The organism is Paraburkholderia jirisanensis (assembly GCF_054782355.1).
The window spans coordinates 1,302,191-1,320,182 of the sequence record NZ_BAAGSQ010000026.1 but is presented as its reverse complement, the minus strand read 5'-3'; the positions used below and the strand labels follow the sequence as shown (position 1 = coordinate 1,320,182).

The following is a 17,992-nucleotide window of genomic DNA, read 5'->3' as shown; positions in this document are numbered from 1 at the left end:
CGATGCCGTGACCTGTGCGAGCCACTTCAGGTGGGAATCCGCGGCGCGAACCGACGCCGGGCGGGTGCGCGACATCAATGAGGACGCGTGCCTCGACCTGCCGCTCGACGGCCGCTGGGCGGTCGCCGACGGCATGGGTGGCCACGCGGTCGGCGATCTCGCGAGCCGGCTGGTGATCGACCGGCTGGGCGAGCTAAAACAGTTGCCGGCCGGCACCGGCATGACGCGCAGCCTCGCGTTCGCGCACGCGCAACTGCAACAGGCGAACCGGCAGCTGCGCGACGAAGCCGCGCGCCGTCAAGTCACACGCATCGGCAGCACGGTAGTCGTGCTGATCGCGTGTGACCGTTTCTGCGGCTACCTGTGGGCCGGCGACAGCCGCATCTATCTGTGCCGGCAAGGTCAATTGCGGCAACTGACGCGCGATCACAGCCAGGTCGAGGTGCTGCGTCAGCTCGGCCATCTGACCGAAGACGAAGCGCGCCATCATCCGGCGCATCACATCATCACGCGCGCGGTCGGCGCGACCGATACGCTCGATCTCGACGAAGACATCCTCGAAGTGGTCGACGGCGATGTATTTCTGCTGTGCAGCGACGGTCTGTCGAACGAACTGACCGACGACGAAATCCGCGCCACGTTGACGCAAGCGTCGCCACTCGACTGCCGTCGCGCGACGCAAGCGCTGGTCGACATGGCGCTCGCACGCGGCGGGCGCGACAACGTCACGGTGGTGATTGCGCAGGCTGAAGATCCGCTGGCATCGGACAAGACGCTGTTGAATCCGTCGTGCTAGCGGCTGCTTTCCTGGCGCACATCCGCGTCGCTTTCTTCGTTGTCGTCGACGTTGTTGTTGCCGCTGTCGTTCCGGTAAGCGGCATTGCCGCGCGACGGCGATGGCGGCGGCTGCGCATGACGAAAGTCCTTCGAATGCAGCCCGTGTTTCTTCAACAGCATCTGCAGATGCGAGCGGTTCATGTCGACGCGCCGCGCGAGCTCGGCGACCGTGCCGCCCACTTCGCGCAAACCGCGCTGCAAAAACGCCTTCTCCGCTTCGTCGCTCGCAGCGCGCTTGGCATCGCTTAGCGACAGCAGATTGGTGATGCTGGCGTCGCCGTTCGTTGCTGCCGCCACCGACGCCGCAGCCGATGCCGCGACCGCCGACGGCCCGCTTGCAGCGGGTCGCAAATCGACCGGCAGGTGTTCCACATCGGCGATATCGCCGGCGAGACACGACACCCGGTACAGGATGTTGCGCAACTCGCGGATGTTGCCGGGATAGGCATAGGTCAGCAGAAAATCGCGTAGCCGCGGCGTCATGCGCACCGGCCGGCGCTTGAGCGCGCCGGCGGCCTCGTCGCCGAAATACGAGAACAGCAACGGAATTTCGTCGCGCCGCTCGCGCAGCGGCGGCAGCGTCACGTGAATCACGCTGAGCCGGTAAAACAGGTCTTCGCGAAACGCACCCTGTTCGCTGAGCTTGCGCAGATTGCGATTGGTCGCGGCGACGATGCGCGTATCCACCGCGATCGGTTCGTCCGAACCGACACGCTGGATTTCGTGCGCTTCGAGCACGCGCAGCAGTTTCACCTGGCCCTGCAACGGTAGTTCGCCGATTTCGTCGAGAAAGATCGTGCCGGTATGCGCGCTTTCGAACTTGCCTTTTCGGTCTCCCGAGGCGCCGGTGAACGCACCCTTGCGATGGCCGAACAATTCCGACTCGAGCAGATTGTCTGGAATCGCACCGCAGTTCACTGAGATAAACGGCTTGTCGGCGCGCGCGCCGTTCGCGTGTATCACCTTCGCCATCAGTTCCTTGCCGGTACCGCTTTCGCCGTCGATCAGCACCGGCAGATCGGTCGGCGCAGCCTTCTCAGCCACTTCCAGCGCTTCAAGCAGCTTCGGATTGTCGCCGAACGTGCCTTCGAAAATAAAGCTGCGTGCGAGCAGCGCCTCGCGCCGTGCGCCGCGCGATTGCTCGGCGCGTGTCGGCTCTGCGGCGGCGGCCTGCACAAAGCGCTCCTTGTGCGACAACTGCATCACTTCGTCGCGCAGCACGCTGGCCTGACGCAACAGCTTTTCGATTTCCGCGCGCTCGAGCCGCGACGACCAGCGCAATGTCGAGCGCAGGATTTCGATTTTCTCGATGAGGCCCGCGTAGGAAATGGCCGGGCTGCTGTCTTCGGGCTGGTCGAGTATTTTCATTACGCGCTCAACTGTTTCTGGACGAGCTGGTAATACATGCCCTTCCGGTTGACGAGTTCCTCGTGCCGCCCCTGCTCGACAATCGCGCCTTCATACAACACCAGAATCTTGTCCGCGCGCATGATCGTGCTCAGGCGGTGCGCGATGATCACCGCGGTGCGGCCTTTGAGGATGTCGTGCATGTTGCCGAGAATATTGCTTTCCGACTGCGTATCGAGCGCGGAGGTCGCTTCGTCGAATACCAGCAGCCGTGGGTCGTGATACAGCGCGCGTGCAATGCATAGCCGCTGGATCTGGCCGCCCGACAAGCCGATACCGCGCTCGCCGACCACCTGTTCGTAACCGAGCGGCATCCTGGCAATAAACGCATGTGCGTCGGCCATCTTCGCGACTTCCTCGATACGGCGCCGGTCGGGCGTCTCGTCGCCGCTTGCGATGTTCTCCGCAATCGTGCCGGAGAACAGCAGGTTGGTCTGCATCACGTAGCCGATCTGCGCGCGATAGTAATTCTTGTCGATCACGTTCAGATCGTAGCCGTCGACCGTCATCTTGCCGTCGGTAGGCGCGTAGAAACCGACCAGCAGCTTCGCCAGCGTCGTCTTGCCGGACCCGCTGCGCCCGACGATGGCGACCAGTTCGCCGGGCTTGATATCGAAGCTGATGTTTTCGAGCACGTATGGTGCATCGCCGTCGCCATAGCGGAAATAGACGCCATTCAGGCTGATTTCGCCCTGCAGGTCCGGCAGCATCACGCGCGACTGCAACTGCTCGGGCTTCTGTTCGGGTTCGATGTCGAGCACATCGCCAAGGCGCTCCATTGCCACGCCCGCGTCGTTCAGCATGCTCCACAAGCCAACTAACCCCATCAACGGGCCCAGCACACTGCCCATAAACGCATTGAATGCAATCAGCTGGCCGATGGTCATTTCGCGCGCGAGCACGAGATTCGCGCCGACCCAGAGAATCGCGATCGTCGTCGCCGCGTTCAGCACCTGGCTGCCGAAGCCGACCAGAATATTGAACGCATGCGCGCGGTACTGCACTTCAAGGGCTTTTGCGTATTTCTTCTCCCAGCGCAGCCGCACCGGCCGCTCGATTCCCATGCCCTTGATCGTCTCGATGCCGGACAACGCTTCCATCAGGAAGGCCTTGGAATCGGTGGAAGCCGCGAACACCTCGCGTGCGTAACCCTTGATCTTCGGTGTGGCAATCACGGTCAACGCGATAATCGGAATCACGAATGCGATCAGCGTCAACGTCATCTTCACGTTGTAGAAAAACATGATCGCGAAGTAGATGAACACCATCAGCAGATTCAGCGCGGTGGTGACGGTAGATTCGGTCAGAAACGCGCGAATCGTCTGGTTCTCCTGGAAGCGCGCGAAGATATCGCCAGTCTTGCGCTTCGCAAAGAATGAGAACGGCAGCGACATCGTGTGCCGGAAAAACTGCGACATCATCGCGAAGTCCATGTTGCGCACCATGAAATTCGACAGATACGCGCGGACCGTCGACATCAGCTGCGAAAACACGTTTGAGATGATCAGCCCCATGATTAGCAGATGCAGCAAGCCGACGTTCTGGTGCACGATTACGCCGTCCAGAATGTTCTGGATGATCAACGGCGGAATCACGCCGAGCACCTGGATCACAAAGGTTGCGAGGAACAGATAGCCGAGTATCTTGCGGTATGGCGTCAGATAACCGACAAAGCGCAGCCACGGCGAGCGCGCCGCGGCCATCTGCACCATGTTCGCGCCGGCGGAAAACAGCAGGCAGGTGCCGCTCCAGCCGCGCTCGAAGTCCTCGACGCTGAGCTTTCTGAAACCGAGCGCCGGGTCCGCGAGCCACACGTAGCCGCGCGACACGCCGTACACCACCACATAGTGGTAGCCCTCCCAGTGGATGATGAACGGCAGCTCGAAGCCGCGCAGCGCGTCGAAGGTGCATTGCACGCCGTGCGTCGTGAAGCCGAGCGATTCGCCGGCGCGCGCGAGGCTATCGAGCGTCGCGCCTAGCGTCGTCACGTTGGCGAGTTCGCGCAGCTTGCCGAGCGTCATCGGAATGCCGTAGTGCTTGCAGATCATCGCGAGGCACGCGGCGCCGCAATCCATTTCCTCGGCCTGCTCGACCAGCCCAAAGCGGCGGATCACCCGCTCGCCGAGTTCGGGCTTCGTATGCAGGTCCAGCAGCAGCGGCAGCTTGCGCCGCTGTTCAAGGCGCTTTTGCCGTTCGAGCTCGCGGTCCGAATAGCGGATCCGCTCTTCCAGAACCTCGCGCAATTTCGGGTTGCGCTCGAGAATGAAATGCACGGTGCGCTCGGGGATCACCAGCAAACGCGTGTCGGTGCCCGCGATGACCGACGCGCTTTGCTCCTGGCGCATCAGGCAGGCCTTTTCGCCGAAAATTTCGCCATCGCGTAACGTAGCGATCGTGTAGTCGCGGCCTTCTTCGTGCCGCACGATCCTGACTTCACCCTGACGCACCACATACAGCCTGCGGTCGTCGCGCGCTTCCTGCTTGAGGATTTCCTTGCCGGCGGCCACGCGTTTGACGCCCACGCTGCGCACATACTCTTCGAGCTCTGCCTTGTTCAGCTTGCCGCGCAAATCGAACAGCTGCGCCACGAAGCCGCCCGCCGAACTGATCGCCACATAGCTCGCGACAAACGCATGCGCGGCCTGGTTGGCGATAATCACCGGCTCGATTACCGTGCGCGGTATAAACAGCAGCTCGGTCTTCGCTGAAGAGCGCACCGACGATTCGTGTGCATACGCGCGCAGCATCGCGATCTCACCGAAGATCTCGCCCTGCTTGCGTACGCCCATGCTGATTTCCTTGCCGTGCTCTTCGGTGAAGATTCGCACCGAGCCGGTCTTGATCACGAACAGGCCGTCGGCTGGATCGCCCGCGTTGCACACGGTTTCGCCGAAGCCATAGAAGCGCGATTGCGCGTGCTCGGCAAGACGCTCGAGTTCGTCGCGTGAAAACGGCGAAAGAATCTCGACCGACGCAAGGAAATCGGCGATCAGCGGCGAGGTCTGCGGAGCATCCATGGGCGAGCAATCCGGATAAGCGTGGGGGATGCGCTCAACGCGCTTCGATGATGTGTTCTTGCGCACGGGCCATCAGCCACTCTTCGCGCAACAGACGCTTGATCTCCGACGCCACATCTTCATCGAGCGACGCTGGGTGCTTATCCGTCACGGCGAAAATCTCGAAGCACGAGCGGTCGATCGACGGAAACGGCCCAAGCAGATCGCCGACCGACGCATTGAAAATCTTCGCTTCGATGTCCGCTTTCAGCGAGCCGCGCAACACCTTGCCGATCACCCCGCCGGCGCCGCGCGTATCGGCGATCGAATGCTCGCGCGCCATCTCGGCAAAGCTGTCCGGATCGTCGTGCAGATACGAGATCATCTCTTTCGCCTTGCCCTCGCTGTCCAGCACGATATGGCTGACCTCGATCGCGTCGAACTTCGGCGAATTCAGCGAGAAATATTCCTGCACTGCGCCGTCGTTCGCCACCTGGTCGAGCATCTTCTCCTGATACAGCCCGTCGATGATGAACGCCTCGAACTGGTCGAGCGTGACACCGAGCGTATCGAGGTACTGGTTCGTATCGGCCGCGCGATGCAGGCCGCGCACGCGGCGGAACTGGTCGGCGCGCTGCTGGATTTCCTCGGCGCTGACTTCCACCGCATGCTTGCGCGCCGCATGCACAGTCAGCTTGTCGCGCACCAATTGTTCGATCAGGCTTTCGAACTGGCCGGTGAGTTTCAACAAACGGATGAACTCGGCATCGTCGACGACTTCATCGTCGATTCGTACAATCGCGGTCATCTTGTCCGCTCCTAAGGTTTTGGCTCGCCTGCATCACGCGAGCTTGCGGTTTGTGCCATCGACTACGGCTTGCACTGCTTTGCTTGTGTTGCATGTTCATTCGCGCCAAAGCGGCGGCGACGCTAGCCGGCCAGCTGCCTGAACGGGTCGAGCCCCAGGTCGATCAGGCGGCGCTCGCGCACCACGATCTCCGCGCTAGCAGTCATGCCGTAGCGCAGCGGATAGCGGGTCTCGGCAATCTGGTAATAGTCCTTGTCGAGCGACACGCGACCCTCGTAGACCGGCTGCTTGTCGGCGCCGGACGGCTTGGTCGCGGGCGAGATATAGGTCAACGTACCCTTGACGATCCCATAGCGCTGGTACGGAAATGCATTGAACTTCAGCTTGACCGCCATGCCTTCGTGCAGGAACGCGCGGTCGCGTTCGGCGATTTCGATTTTCAGCACCGGGCGTGCGTCTTTCGGCGCAATGCCGCCAAGCGGCGCATTGGCCTGGATCTTGTCGCCGGTTTGCGTCGACGTGACATCGGTAATCACGCCGGACACTGGCGCCATAATCAGCAGAAAGTTGTCCTTGTCGATGTTCTCGAAGCGGATCCGCGCGGCGGCATCGGACACGAGGCGTGCGGTTTGCAGTTGCAGGCGCAACTTGTCTTCGGTGCTCGTGATTTCACGTACCGCGGCGTCGTACTGCAGCTTCAGATTGGTGGTCTGCTGGCCACTCGTTTCAAGCTGCGCATTCGCTTCGGAAAATTCGTGGCTCAGCCGAAAGTCGAGCTCGGTCAGTTTCGATTGCGCGACACGGTACGCATTTTCGGCTTCGAGGTACGCGTTGCGCTTCGCGTCGACCTGCAGCCCGGCAATACCGCCGCCACCCGGCTGCGAAAACAGGCGCGAAAATTTGTCGTATTCGCTGCGTGTGGTGTCGCGCGTGCGACGTGCATTGTCGAGTGCGCTGCGCGCTTCATCGAGTTGCGCTTTCTGCCCCTCGGCAAGCTTCGACGTGCCCTCGGAAATGCGGTTTTCGTGTAGCCGCTCTTCCACCTCGAGTTGCTCTTTCAGCGCGACCGCCTTGCGCTCCATCAACTGCTTTTTCTCGGGAAACTGTTTCCATTCGCGCTCGGCGTCGTCGAGTTTGAGTCGCGCCTGTAGCGCGTTGGTCGCAGCTTCGATCGCACCGCGTGCGTTGAGCCGCGCGAGCACGTCGCCCTTCGATACCGGCTGGCCTTCGGCGATGTAGAGATCCGCCAGTTCGCCATCGATCGGCGCGTAGATGCGCCGCACGTCCGATTCCGGCGCAAGCGTGCCCTGTGCGGTGACGATCACATCGGCGCGGCCGAAAAACGACCACATCAGGCCTGCTACGACCAGCGCCACCATTACCAGCACCAGTGCCTGCGCAATCCGCACCGGCTCGGCTGTCAGGATCGCAATGCCTTCCGCGCTATGGTCTTCGAGCGCTTCGTAAAGCAGCTTAGGGTGATGGTCGCGCTTCACCGCGGTCTCCTCCGAGTAGCGCGAGCTTGGCCTTCAGCGAGCCCGGCTCGAGCACCATGCGCAGTTCCTGCAGCGAGCGGCGCTGCAGATCGCTTTCGGCGTCGATGTCTTCCTGCAACTGGTCCCACTGCTGCGGATGGTCCGCCTTGAGTTGTGTGTACACCTTCATGCCCTGGTGCGCGGACGCCTGCGCATCGTTGAGCAGGCGCGCCTGGCTGCGAAAGCGCTCCGAAACGCCCGCTTCGAGCCGCTGCGTGCCGCCGATCGAGCCGTTCGCGCGGTACTGGCGCCACAGCGTCTGCGCGCGTTCCAGCTGGTCGTGTGCGCGCGCTAGCGCGCTGTCGCGCAACGCATTGACGTCCGGCGCGACTGCGCGCGCGAACCAGATGTCTTCGGCCGGATCGAGGCTCGCGTAGAAGCTCAGCAAGCGCGCCTCATAATCCTTGCTGCCGCGGGTCTTCTGCAGGTTCGCGAACTGGTCGGCCAAGGTTTTCTTGTGCGCGATATCGGCTGAGATCACGTCTGCCCATGCACCGCCGTCGATCGCCTGCAGGCCGGCAAGTGCCTGCTGGCGGTCGCCGCGCTGCCAGGCAGCGAGCGCTGCGTCGTACTGTTTGACGACTTCGGCAGAAGGCAGACGGCTCGCTTCCAGCTGCCGGTATTGCGCGATAAACGGCGGCGTCGTGAAGCGCACCTTGCCCATCAACGCGACGAGCTGCGTGAGCTTGCGCGCGAGCAGCGCATCGAGCAGCTGCGTGTACTGCTGCAGGTCGTGGCGCACGGCGTCGAGACCGCCCAGACGCGGATAGCGCTGCGCATAATCATCCAGCACCACGGGCAGATCGCCGGGCTTGTCGTGGCCAAGCGCTGTGCCGATCGTCGCATTGAGCCGGTCGAGCGCCGCGACATACACTGAGTCGTCGCTTTGCAGCCTGCGCAGATGGCTCAACGCCAGCGCATAAGGCTCCGTAAACTGCGGTACATACGACGCGATGCGATCGAGCGTGCGCTGATGGCTTTTAGGGTCGTCGTCCCAGTGCTTCAGCAAATCGTTGATACGCGCTTCGTCCACGTAGATGCGGATCGGCGCATCCATGCCACCGCGCCCTGTGACAAAGCGCTCGAGTTCGCCCACCCACTGCAGTTCGTCGATCAGCGGCGCTGCATCCGCATTGCCCGCAGCAGTTGCGCGCATGCCGCCGATCAGCGCCGCCGCGCGATCGAATTGCTGGTGTTGTAATGCGTCGAGCCAGCCGGGCACGCGCGCCTTCATCAATGCTTCGGTTGCAAAGCCTTTGACCGAGTCGGCTAACGGATGTCGCGCCACATAGTCATTCGCCGCTACGACGGCCTGCTCGTTATCGCCGCGTGCCAACAACTGCTTGAGTTCGCGCTCTGCCGCGCCGCGCATGTACAGCATCAGCCCAAATCCAGCCACCACCGCAACCACGATTAGCGCACCAATACCGATGTGCTGCGCGGTCTTGCGCCCGCCGCCGGTAAATGTGCGCGCCAGTTCCGACGCCAGCACCGTCCAGCGGTGACGCGGACGGCGCGTGCGCGCGTCGTCCGCCGGTTGGCCTGCGGCGGCGTGGTGAGGTTGGGCGGCCTCGTTGACCTCGTCTTCGCGCTGCACCGCGCGGTCGACATAGAAGATGTCGAGAAACGAATGTGCTGCGCCGACGAAAGTGGTCTTGTCCATATCGATTTCGGGTTCCGCAGGTGCGGCCGGTAGTAGCTGCACGGCCGCCGTCATTTGCGTGACGGTCGGCTCGATCTCCGGCGCTTTATGCACCTTCACTCCGTAAACGAAATGGTCGCTGCCGAATCCAAGCAGATCGCCGTCTTTAAGCGCGATAGCGGATTCGTCGAGCCGCTTTCCTCCGACGAACGTGCCGTTGGTGCTGCCGAGGTCTTCGATATACGGCTTGCCGCCGCGCAGAAACAGGTGCGCGTGGCGACGCGAAATGTAATTGACCTGATGCGGGTAGCGGTCTTTGTAGCGCGCAAACAGCGCGTCGGTCTTGCTGACGAGAAACGGAAACGCGTGGACGTCGATCGGTTCGAGCGCAAGGTCCGCGCGCTCGGGTATCAGCATCACGCTGATCTGGTGCGCCGCGCGGGCGGCAGCCGGATCGAACGCGCGCGGCTCGATGGCGACCCGATACGTGAGCTCGTTGCCGAAGCACAATTCGTCGCCGGCTCTCACGCGGCTCGGCGACTCGTGCACGCTGACACCGTTGACGCTGGTGCCGTTCTTGCTGTCGAGGTCGGCCACATAGACCGCGCCGTGTTCAGAGAAAATCCGCGCATGGCGGCGCGACAGGCGCGTGGTGACTTCGCGTGGATAGCCCGCGAACGGCGCTTCGCTGCGGCCGATCGCAAACAGGCTGTCGGCAATGCGGATCGCACCGAGCGCCGGATGTGAGACGGGCACCAGCACGACGTCGAACTCCTGGTTCAACGTCGCCCGCATCTCTGCCATCGAAGCTTCGCCGGGGTTCATCTGTCTGCATCACTAAGCGTATACCCGTGCGGGCAGGCGCGAAACCGAAGCGTCAGAGGAATGCCGTCAGAAAGCGCGGCGGAGGGCGCGCAGGCGGCCCGATTTCCTGGGCGGCTGGCACACAGCGATTGTAAGTCACGCATGACAGTAGTCAATTTTCTGCTTCGAGTGGCGTCGGGCTGTTGCGCCTGACGGGTTTTCCCTGCTTGTGCGTTGCATGGCTACTTGTCGGTCACTTGCGTCTGGATGTCGACCGGTGGCCAGCCACCGCCTAGCGCCTTGTATAGCAACACCGTGTCCGACAGGATCTGCTGGTGGTTGGTCAGCAGCTCGAGCTTGGCCTCCAGAAAAGAGCGCTCGGTTTCGAATACGTCGAGCTGGGAAATCACCCCTTCCTTCAGCTGCGAATCGACCTGGTCGGCGACGATCTTCAGCCGGTCGACCTGCTGCTGCAGCTCGACGCGTTGCTGCCGGTGCGCGTTCAGATTGACCAGCGCGGTCTCCACTTCCTCGAATGCGCCCATCACAGTGCGCCGGTATTCCTGCTCCGCCACGGCGGTTTGCGCCTCGGTTGTCTTGACGTGCGCACGCACGCCCGGATCGAGAATCGGAATGTTGAGGCTCGGCATGATGCCAAACGTGAACGACTTCAACAGGTCGGACAGCGCGAAGCTGGCCGTGCCGCCGCGGGCGGTCAGGCTGATGGTGGGCAGCTGCGCGAGCTTCGCCTCGCCGACCAGGTCGTACGCTTCGAGCACACGCAGTTCCGACGCAACGATGTCAGGCCGCCGCGCCAGCAACTGCGACGGCAAGCCGGCAGGCACCGGCGGCAATTGCACGCGTTGCTGCAAATGGCCTGGCGGCACCTTGAATTCGCCGGCCGGCACGCCAATCAGTGTGCAGAGCGCGTTGTTCGACACGTCGCGGGCGCGGCGCAGATCGATCAGATCCTTGGTCAGGCGATTGATTTCCGCCTGCTGGCGCAATACCTGGGTGTGCGGAATCAAACCGCTCTTGTCCATGCCTTCGAAGATCGTCAGGATCTGGCGGTTGGCTTCGACGGTCTTTTGCTGCGTTTCGATCTGGTCGTCGAACTGCAGGATCTGGAAGTACGCGCTGGACACATTCGAAACCAGTTCCAGGTAGCCGGCGCGCCAGTCGGCCTCGGTGGCGTGGAATTCGGCCTTCTGCGCCTGCACGCCCTTTTCGACCTTGCCCCAGATGTCGATGTCCCAGTTCACCTGGGTGCCGACGTTATAAGTGCGCGAGAACGGCTGCCCAGTGGTCTTTTCGAAACTGGCGCCAGCGCCCAGATCCATCGTCGGTAACGCGCCGGCATGCGCCTCGGCAATCTGCGCGCCGGCCACATTGATGCGCGCAGCGAGAATCTTGATGTCGAAGTTGCCGTCGATCGACCGGCTGATCAGCGAGTTCAGGTACGGGTCCTGAAACGCCTTCCACCAGTCCGGCTCGATCGTGTCGGCAGCTGAAATCGTCGTACCGGTGCGATCGGTCCACGATGTCTTGGCAGGCGTATCCGGGCGTTTGTACTCGGGCACGTGTGCGTCGATGCAACCGCCGAGCAGCAGCGCGGCAACTACGCTTACGCAGACAACACGCAGCGTACGGAATCGTGCAGCACGCGACAGATTGCGCGGCGCGGCGCGTGACCCGCGGCAACGCAAACAGGGAAGCAATGAATCAGCCGACGCGAACACGGTTTTCTCCGGGTCGATTGCGCAACTGCCGCGTAGCGCTCCATGCCATTCAAGTAAAGCACGTCCCGCGCGGCATCTCTATCGAGGTGTGCGCGAAATCTGCGAAGTGCAAAGGGGCGGCGGTGGGAATCGTGTGGAAAGGACGATTGGGCAAGGTGCTTTTTGATGCAGAACCACTGAAGCGGCAGCGTTTCCTGCTGCGGCCCGCGGAGACCCGGTCCAGTCTCCGCGGAACCGTCGTGCCTTAATGAACGTTGACGTTGTTCGTCGCAGTCATCGTCGGCGTGACCGTGGTGTGGAAGTTCTGCGCGAACGCGTTGTTGTTGCCGGCCACGACGTTGACGCCGAGTTGCTGGTCGACGAGCTGTTGCGCGCTGACGGTCTTGCTGTCGTCCAGCTTGAACGACAGGCTCGGAAACAGCGGATAGGCGATATAGCCGCCGCGGACGGCCTTCATGGCCTTGCTATCGAGTTGTTCGGTAACGGACAGGTCTTTGATCATCAGCGTGTTCATCACAGTTCTCCTAAGAGGGTGGACGCAGGTATGCGTTTGAAGCTTTCGAGCATTGTTTGTCTGCTCGAGGCTTACTAACGCATAGGCTGTGCCAGTGATGCACGCGATCTTGCTTCGTTACCCGCAAAGCCTTGAAAACAGGGGGCGTCGGCGTTTTCTCGAGAGGGATGGCGCGGATTTTCCGGATCTGCGGCCGCGCTTTGTGCAGGCCTCGAACCAACAGCCCACGCTACTGTGTTGGCTGGCTGACGACAGGCGCCCGCCTACTTCGCGATCACCGTGATCTTCTTCGAGTAGACCGGCGGATCGGTGGGCACATGTTTATCGTCGCCCATCAGCATCTGCAGCGTGTGCTTGCCGGGCGGCAGTTCGATCATGGTTTCGGTTTCACCCGCGCCGAAGTGCAGATGCTGACGGTCGGATGGGATCTCCTGGTCCATCGGCGGCAGATCGGTATCGATCAACAGGTGATGATGGCCGGTGTTCGGATATTTGACGCCCTTGGGCGCCACGCCCATGTAGCGCAATCCGAACCAGACGCGAAACGGCTTGTTCGCCGGCACCACCTGGCCGTCGTTCGGGTAGCCGATGTAGGCGATGGCGTCGCGCGGCGCCGGCGTGGTGCCGGCCCATGCGAGGCCGCTAAGCGCGGCGGCAAGCAATGCCGGGGCAAGAATCCTGTTCATGAGTCGGTTCTCCGTCGTCGCTGACGGCCGCGTCGTGCAGCCGCTTGAGCCGTGCAGGCTTCGCGCGCGCTATTTGACGATGATGGTGATCTTCTTCGAATACACCGGCGGCGAATGCGGCACATGGTTGTAGTCGCCTAGCAGCAGTTGCAGCGTGTGCTTGCCGGGCGGCAGTTCGATGCGCGCATCGGTTTCGCCCGCACCGAAATGCAGGTGCTGACGATCGGACGGAATTTCCTGATCGAGCGGCGGCAGGTCCGTATCGATCAGCAGATGATGATGGCCCGTGTTAGGCACGTTGGCGCCTTTCGGACACACACCCATATTGCGCAGGCCCATGCGCACCCACAGTTTTCCGCCGTAAATCACGGTGCCGTCGGACGGCCAGATGATGTATTCCTGTGCGCCCGGCGGAGAAGGCGTCAGTGCAGCGGCCGCGTGAGCCGTGGGTAAAGCAACCGATGTGACCGACGCAACGAACAGCGTGGCCAGAACGCCCGACATTCTTGTTATTCGCATTGCGCATTCTCCCGAAGGATAGTCAGTGCTTCGCGGTGCTGTTTTAGCTTAGATGCCGGAAACGGAACTTGCCAAAAAGATGCACCACACTCGTTAACGTTCTGACAACGTTCTGACGTTCTGAGGTTCGGACTGCATGCTATCGTTGTTGAAAGAAAGGCCAGAAGCGACGTCTGTCTGGCTGAAGACGGCCTATCACTAACAGGATTTGAATATGTGGCGAACACTCCTGCTGGTTGGCATGATCGGGATCGCGGCAGCGCAGGCGCGCGGCGCCGTTGCTGCTCCCGAACCTCTCTCCGGTCGCGCGACTGCCGCGACTGTGCAGCAACAGTTGCAGTCGCAAGCGCCGGCGGCAGCGCACCGCATCGCGCTGGTGATCGGCAATGGCGACTATCCACGCCATCCGCTGCACAACGCGTGGCGCGATGGCGAGGCCGTCAGTGCAACGCTGCGCTCGCTCGGCTTCGACGTGATCGACGTGCGCGATGCGCACCCGCAGCAGATGAACGAGGCAATTGCCGAATTTGGGCGGCGGCTCGAGGCAGGTGGCGTCGGGTTTTTCTATTTCGCAGGGCACGGTTATCAAACTTCGCGTGCAACGCTGCTTGCACCCGCTGGCGGCGACCCACGTACGCCGGCTGCGCTAGTGCGCGACAGCGTGGACCTCGCCGCGGTACTGCGCGTGATGTCCGTGCCGCGGCCGCAACAGGTGAATGTCGTCGTACTCGATGCGTGTCTCGAGCAGCCGTTCGAATCGTCTGCCGAATCGGGCGAAGCACTGCCTGAGTTGCCGGACCGGACTCTGGTTGCGTATGCGACGGCCCCACGAGGATTCGCAGCAGATGGCGCCGCACATGGCGTTTTTACTGCGGCATGGCTGCGTGAATTGACGCGCGCGCAGAGTCTGGACGTGAGCGCGCAATTGCAGCGTGCCGCGGCGTCGACCACTGCTGTCACCCATGGAAGGCAGACACCGTGGCTTGCCTCGACGCTAACGCGTCCGTTGTTTATTGCGCAGACGAACGAGAGCACGGCTCTCACCGCCGCGGTCGATGCGCAAGACCTGCGAGTCGTCGTTTCGCAAAGCCGCGGCATCATCCCCAAAGACAGCAACGAGCAATATGAACTGACGTTTTGGGATTCGATCAAGGACAGCAACTACGCGAGCGACTACGAGGCCTATCTGAAGGCTTATCCGAATGGGCGCTTTGCGACGCTTGCGCGCGCACGCATCGAACGTTTGAAGACCGCCGCGCCGAAACAGCCTCCAGCTGCGCCGCAAAGCGCACCGGCGCAAGCGCAACAGGCTCAGCCGGCGCCGGCCGCACAGCAACCGCAGGCGCAGCAGCAAAACCCGCGTGCCGTACCTGCCCCGACTCCCGCCCCCGCGCCTGCGCAACCGGTTGCCAAAGCACCCGTCGCCTCCGGCGACAGCAAGGATTGCGCGAACTGCCCGGTAATGGTCTCGCTGCCCGCCGGCTCGTTCACGATGGGTGGCACGTTCGGCGATCCATCTGAGCGGCCCCCGCATCATGTGACGATCGCCGCACCGTTCGCGATCGGCAAATACGAGGTCACCGTCGAGCAGTGGAATGCCTGCGCCGATGCGAATGCATGCCCGCGTCTGTCGCCGGAAAGCAACTCAGTCAAGAATGCACCCGCACGCGACCTGAGCTGGGACGATGCGCAGCTCTACGTCAAATGGCTGGCGAAGACTACCAGTAAGCCATATCGGCTGCCGACCGAAGCCGAATGGGAATATGCAGAGCGTGGCGGCACGACGACGAAGTACTGGTGGGGCGATCAGATGCGCAAGGGCCAGGCAAACTGCAAGGACTGTGGCGACCCGTGGCACAAGGAAGGACCTGAGCCGGTCGGCTCGTTCGCCGCGAATCCGTACGGTCTGTACGACATGAACGGCAGTGTCTGGGAATGGGTCAGCGACTGCTGGCACAACTCATACCAGAACGCGCCGAACGACGGCCATGCGTGGGATGCGCCCAACTGCAATGTGCGCGTGATTCGCGGTGGCTCGTGGCGCGAGGGCAGCGACTACATGCTCGCGACGACGCGTTTCAAGTACAGCCAAAGCGTGCGCCAGTCGCAGGACGGCTTTCGTGTGGCGAAAGATCTGAAATGAAATGAGGCCGCGTCGGCAGCGGTTGCGGTTGCGCAGCATTCGCTGCGGTTGCCGCATTAACGGCTTGTTCGCGCCCGATGCCTAGCGCGCCTTGCTTGAAATCGGCGCAATATCCGCCACGATGTGCTGCGCGCCATACTTCGCCGTAACCTGCTTAAGACGTGCATCGAGCGCACGTAGATAATCGGCGCGCGGCTCGCTCTCGGGCCGCAGGCCATCGAATAGCGGCACCGGCGAAACCAGCAGCACCACCAGTTCCGGTCCGAACGGCTTCGATACGATCCAGTCTCCACTACCGCCGATGGTCGCCGTGTAATTCGGCGGCGCCTGATTGGCCTTCGCGCGCGGCCCCGGCACCATATGCACGACACTGCCGTCAAGCACGTAGTAATCGACATACACGTACGAGTCGTAACCCGGCGTGGTTACGTCGACGATCAGCGGATCGCCTTCAGTCAACTGGCCGCCAGATGCGCGCGTCTGAATGGCGGCCACGTGGCCAGCCTGCCAGTTGCGCGTCCAGTAAGGGGCGTATGCATCGATCACTTCGCATTTGTCGGCGTCGACCGGTCGCACGTCGGTGTAGAGCGCGTCGACGCCCGGCAGCGCGCCGATCGTCTCCTTCAGCTTCGCAGCGCCATCGCGCTGCGGCACGAAACCGCGCACCTGGATCGTGCGATCGTTGATCGTCGCAGCGAGCGCGGAGCATGGCAGTTTGGCTAGTAATGGCGCGACTACCGCGAGCGTGGGCGGTGGTGCAGGTACGGCGCGCGCAGCCGGTGCTGGCTGCGCGGGCGATGCGCCGGAAGCGGCAGCGTCGGCGACGGTCGGTGCCGAAACCGGGGCGCCTTGCGCGGGCATCACCGGTGCCGAAGCAGTCGACGACTCTTCCAGTTGGCCACCCGCTGCACTGCGGTATCGATACACGCCGATGCCTGCCGCGATCAACACCGCCAGCCCCGCGACGCCCGACATCAGTTTCCAGTCGAGCCTGCGTGCAGATTGCGCTGCGCCATTCGTCTTGCCACTAGTCTTGCCGCCAGTCTTACCATTGCCCGGCCGCGCTTCATCCGCGCCGGCGGCAAACTCTTCGACGAACTGCTCAACGCTCGGCGTGCGCGAAGCGCGCTCGAGCGATAGCGCTGCGCGCAACGCACGCCACGGCCGCGCACCAAGATTCTCCGGACGCGCCGGTTGACGCCGCGCGGCACGCGCCTGGGTTGCGGACATCCGGTCGAACGGATGATGCCCCGTTAGCAGCTCATACGTAATGCAGCCGAGCGCATAGATATCGTCGCGCGGATCAGGCTCGAGGTGCTCGAGCATTTCCGGGCTGGCGTAGGCCGGTGTCAATGCGCCGAGACTGCCAGGATCGAACACGGTCGCATCGTTCTCTTCCTCGGTGCGCTGAAAGACTCGCGCAATGCCGAAGTCGATCACCTTCACTTCGCCGTGTTCGGTCAGGAACACATTCGCGGGCTTGAAGTCGCAATGCACGAAGCCGCGCTCATGCGCATAGGCAAGCGCATTCGACATGCCGCGCACGATCGGCAGCGCCGCATTGAGCGGCATGCCCTTGAAATCCTGGGTGCGCAGAATCTGGCTCAGCGGCTTGCCCGACAAGTGCTCCATCGTCAGATAGACGATCGCACCATCGCGATCGAAGTCGTACACCGTGACGATGTTGCGATGCGCCAGCACCTGCGCCTTGCGTGCTTCGCGCTGCAACGCGATCAGCGATTTCGGGTTACCGCGAAACTGCACGTTGAGCACCTTGATCGCGACGTATGGCTTGCGGTCCGATGCTTCAAGCTTGCGCAGATCGAGCGCCTTGTAAACGGTGCCCATGCCGCCTACGCCCAGACACTCTTCGAGCACGAAGCGGTTGTTCAATGTATCGCCAGTGCCCTTCACCTGATCGAAGGCTGCGCCCTGCGCCATTGCGCTGCCGGTGGTACCGGTCGTGCCGGCCGCCACCACAGAGGGCGTGACGGGCTGCCCGGGCACGGTCTGCATGCGCGTCTCTTCGCCGCCCGCTGCGACACTCGATACGGGTAACTGCTCGATCCTGCGACGCACCTCCGCGTACAGGTCAGCCGCCAATGGCAGGCGCGCGTGCGCTTCGCCCAGTATCTGCATGAGCTGCGTCGAACTCGCGCCCTCGGTCGTCAACGTGCTGTCGAGCTGTGCGACAAACGCGTCGTGCGACAGTGCGCCATTCTGGAAATCGCGGATCACGTGCGCAAGGTTAGTCATTTGGGCAGAGCGACGCAGTTCCTGTTGGGCGAAGAAAGATGCTGTCGTAATCAATTACATGCGCTCGTTCGATAGTAGCCCGCACATTTCGCTTTCGCAAACATTG

At 62.4% G+C, this 17,992-nt stretch carries 12 protein-coding genes; 2 read left to right on the top strand and 10 right to left on the bottom strand.

Annotated elements, in window-relative coordinates; translation table 11 throughout:
• The first annotated feature begins 7 nt into the window (after nucleotides 1–7).
• Entirely contained in the window at nucleotides 8–796 is a 789-nt protein-coding gene (locus tag ACYVNQ_RS22225) for a PP2C family protein-serine/threonine phosphatase (protein ID WP_460904986.1), read from the top strand.
• Here ACYVNQ_RS22225 and ACYVNQ_RS22220 read toward each other — a convergent pair.
• The 9 genes from ACYVNQ_RS22220 to ACYVNQ_RS22180 all read right to left on the bottom strand — a co-directional run bounded on the left by ACYVNQ_RS22220 (nucleotide 793) and on the right by ACYVNQ_RS22180 (nucleotide 13,487).
• Entirely contained in the window at nucleotides 793–2,205 is a 1,413-nt protein-coding gene (locus ACYVNQ_RS22220) for a sigma-54 interaction domain-containing protein (protein WP_460904796.1), read from the bottom strand. The two genes, ACYVNQ_RS22225 and ACYVNQ_RS22220, sit on opposite strands and share 4 nt — an antisense overlap.
• Entirely contained in the window at nucleotides 2,205–5,261 is a 3,057-nt protein-coding gene (locus ACYVNQ_RS22215; protein ID WP_460904794.1) for an ABC transporter transmembrane domain-containing protein, read from the bottom strand. The genes ACYVNQ_RS22220 and ACYVNQ_RS22215 overlap by 1 nt, the downstream gene beginning before the upstream one ends.
• A gap of 34 nt (nucleotides 5,262–5,295) precedes the next feature.
• Nucleotides 5,296–6,048, bottom strand: a complete 753-nt coding sequence (locus tag ACYVNQ_RS22210) for a peptidylprolyl isomerase (RefSeq protein ID WP_460904792.1) — start codon at nucleotides 6,046–6,048, stop codon at nucleotides 5,296–5,298.
• A 122-nt stretch (nucleotides 6,049–6,170) separates the two neighbouring features.
• Entirely contained in the window at nucleotides 6,171–7,544 is a 1,374-nt protein-coding gene (locus ACYVNQ_RS22205) for an HlyD family efflux transporter periplasmic adaptor subunit (RefSeq protein ID WP_460904790.1), read from the bottom strand.
• Nucleotides 7,522–10,050, bottom strand: a complete 2,529-nt coding sequence (locus ACYVNQ_RS22200; RefSeq protein WP_460904788.1) for an FHA domain-containing protein — start codon at nucleotides 10,048–10,050, stop codon at nucleotides 7,522–7,524. The genes ACYVNQ_RS22205 and ACYVNQ_RS22200 overlap by 23 nt, the downstream gene beginning before the upstream one ends.
• A gap of 221 nt (nucleotides 10,051–10,271) precedes the next feature.
• Nucleotides 10,272–11,639: an efflux transporter outer membrane subunit gene (locus tag ACYVNQ_RS22195; RefSeq protein WP_460904985.1), complete on the bottom strand. Its 1,368-nt coding sequence runs from the start codon at nucleotides 11,637–11,639 to the stop codon at nucleotides 10,272–10,274.
• Between the two features lie 373 nt (nucleotides 11,640–12,012).
• On the bottom strand, nucleotides 12,013–12,282 hold the full coding sequence (locus tag ACYVNQ_RS22190) for a hypothetical protein (RefSeq protein ID WP_460904786.1): 270 nt from the start codon (nucleotides 12,280–12,282) through the stop codon (nucleotides 12,013–12,015).
• 263 nt (nucleotides 12,283–12,545) lie between these two features.
• Entirely contained in the window at nucleotides 12,546–12,968 is a 423-nt protein-coding gene (locus tag ACYVNQ_RS22185) for a DUF4399 domain-containing protein (protein ID WP_460904784.1), read from the bottom strand.
• Nucleotides 12,969–13,037: 69 nt separating this feature from the next.
• The gene (locus ACYVNQ_RS22180) at nucleotides 13,038–13,487 is read right to left on the bottom strand and encodes a DUF4399 domain-containing protein (protein ID WP_460904782.1); all 450 of its coding nucleotides are present in this window, start codon (nucleotides 13,485–13,487) and stop codon (nucleotides 13,038–13,040) included.
• A gap of 214 nt (nucleotides 13,488–13,701) precedes the next feature.
• Here ACYVNQ_RS22180 and ACYVNQ_RS22175 point away from each other — a divergent pair, with 214 nt between their 5' ends.
• Complete coding sequence (locus ACYVNQ_RS22175) at nucleotides 13,702–15,630, top strand: SUMF1/EgtB/PvdO family nonheme iron enzyme (RefSeq protein WP_460904780.1); 1,929 nt, start codon at nucleotides 13,702–13,704, stop codon at nucleotides 15,628–15,630.
• A gap of 81 nt (nucleotides 15,631–15,711) precedes the next feature.
• Here the strand turns inward: ACYVNQ_RS22175 and ACYVNQ_RS22170 are convergent, their stop codons facing one another.
• Entirely contained in the window at nucleotides 15,712–17,886 is a 2,175-nt protein-coding gene (locus ACYVNQ_RS22170) for a serine/threonine protein kinase (protein WP_460904779.1), read from the bottom strand.
• Between the last annotated feature and the right edge of the window lie 106 nt (nucleotides 17,887–17,992).

Bases quoted from the DNA above. Each gene is read 5' to 3' on its own strand.
- ACYVNQ_RS22220 (WP_460904796.1), bottom strand. From the start codon at position 2,205: ATGAAAATACTCGACCAGCCCGAAGACAGCAGCCCGGCCATTTCCTAC.
- ACYVNQ_RS22215 (WP_460904794.1), bottom strand. From the start codon at position 5,261: ATGGATGCTCCGCAGACCTCGCCGCTGATCGCCGATTTCCTTGCGTCG.
- ACYVNQ_RS22210 (WP_460904792.1), bottom strand. From the start codon at position 6,048: ATGACCGCGATTGTACGAATCGACGATGAAGTCGTCGACGATGCCGAG.
- ACYVNQ_RS22200 (WP_460904788.1), bottom strand. From the start codon at position 10,050: ATGAACCCCGGCGAAGCTTCGATGGCAGAGATGCGGGCGACGTTGAAC.
- ACYVNQ_RS22190 (WP_460904786.1), bottom strand. From the start codon at position 12,282: ATGAACACGCTGATGATCAAAGACCTGTCCGTTACCGAACAACTCGAT.
- ACYVNQ_RS22185 (WP_460904784.1), bottom strand. From the start codon at position 12,968: ATGAACAGGATTCTTGCCCCGGCATTGCTTGCCGCCGCGCTTAGCGGC.
- ACYVNQ_RS22180 (WP_460904782.1), bottom strand. From the start codon at position 13,487: ATGCGAATAACAAGAATGTCGGGCGTTCTGGCCACGCTGTTCGTTGCG.
- ACYVNQ_RS22175 (WP_460904780.1), top strand. From the start codon at position 13,702: ATGTGGCGAACACTCCTGCTGGTTGGCATGATCGGGATCGCGGCAGCG.
- ACYVNQ_RS22170 (WP_460904779.1), bottom strand. From the start codon at position 17,886: ATGACTAACCTTGCGCACGTGATCCGCGATTTCCAGAATGGCGCACTG.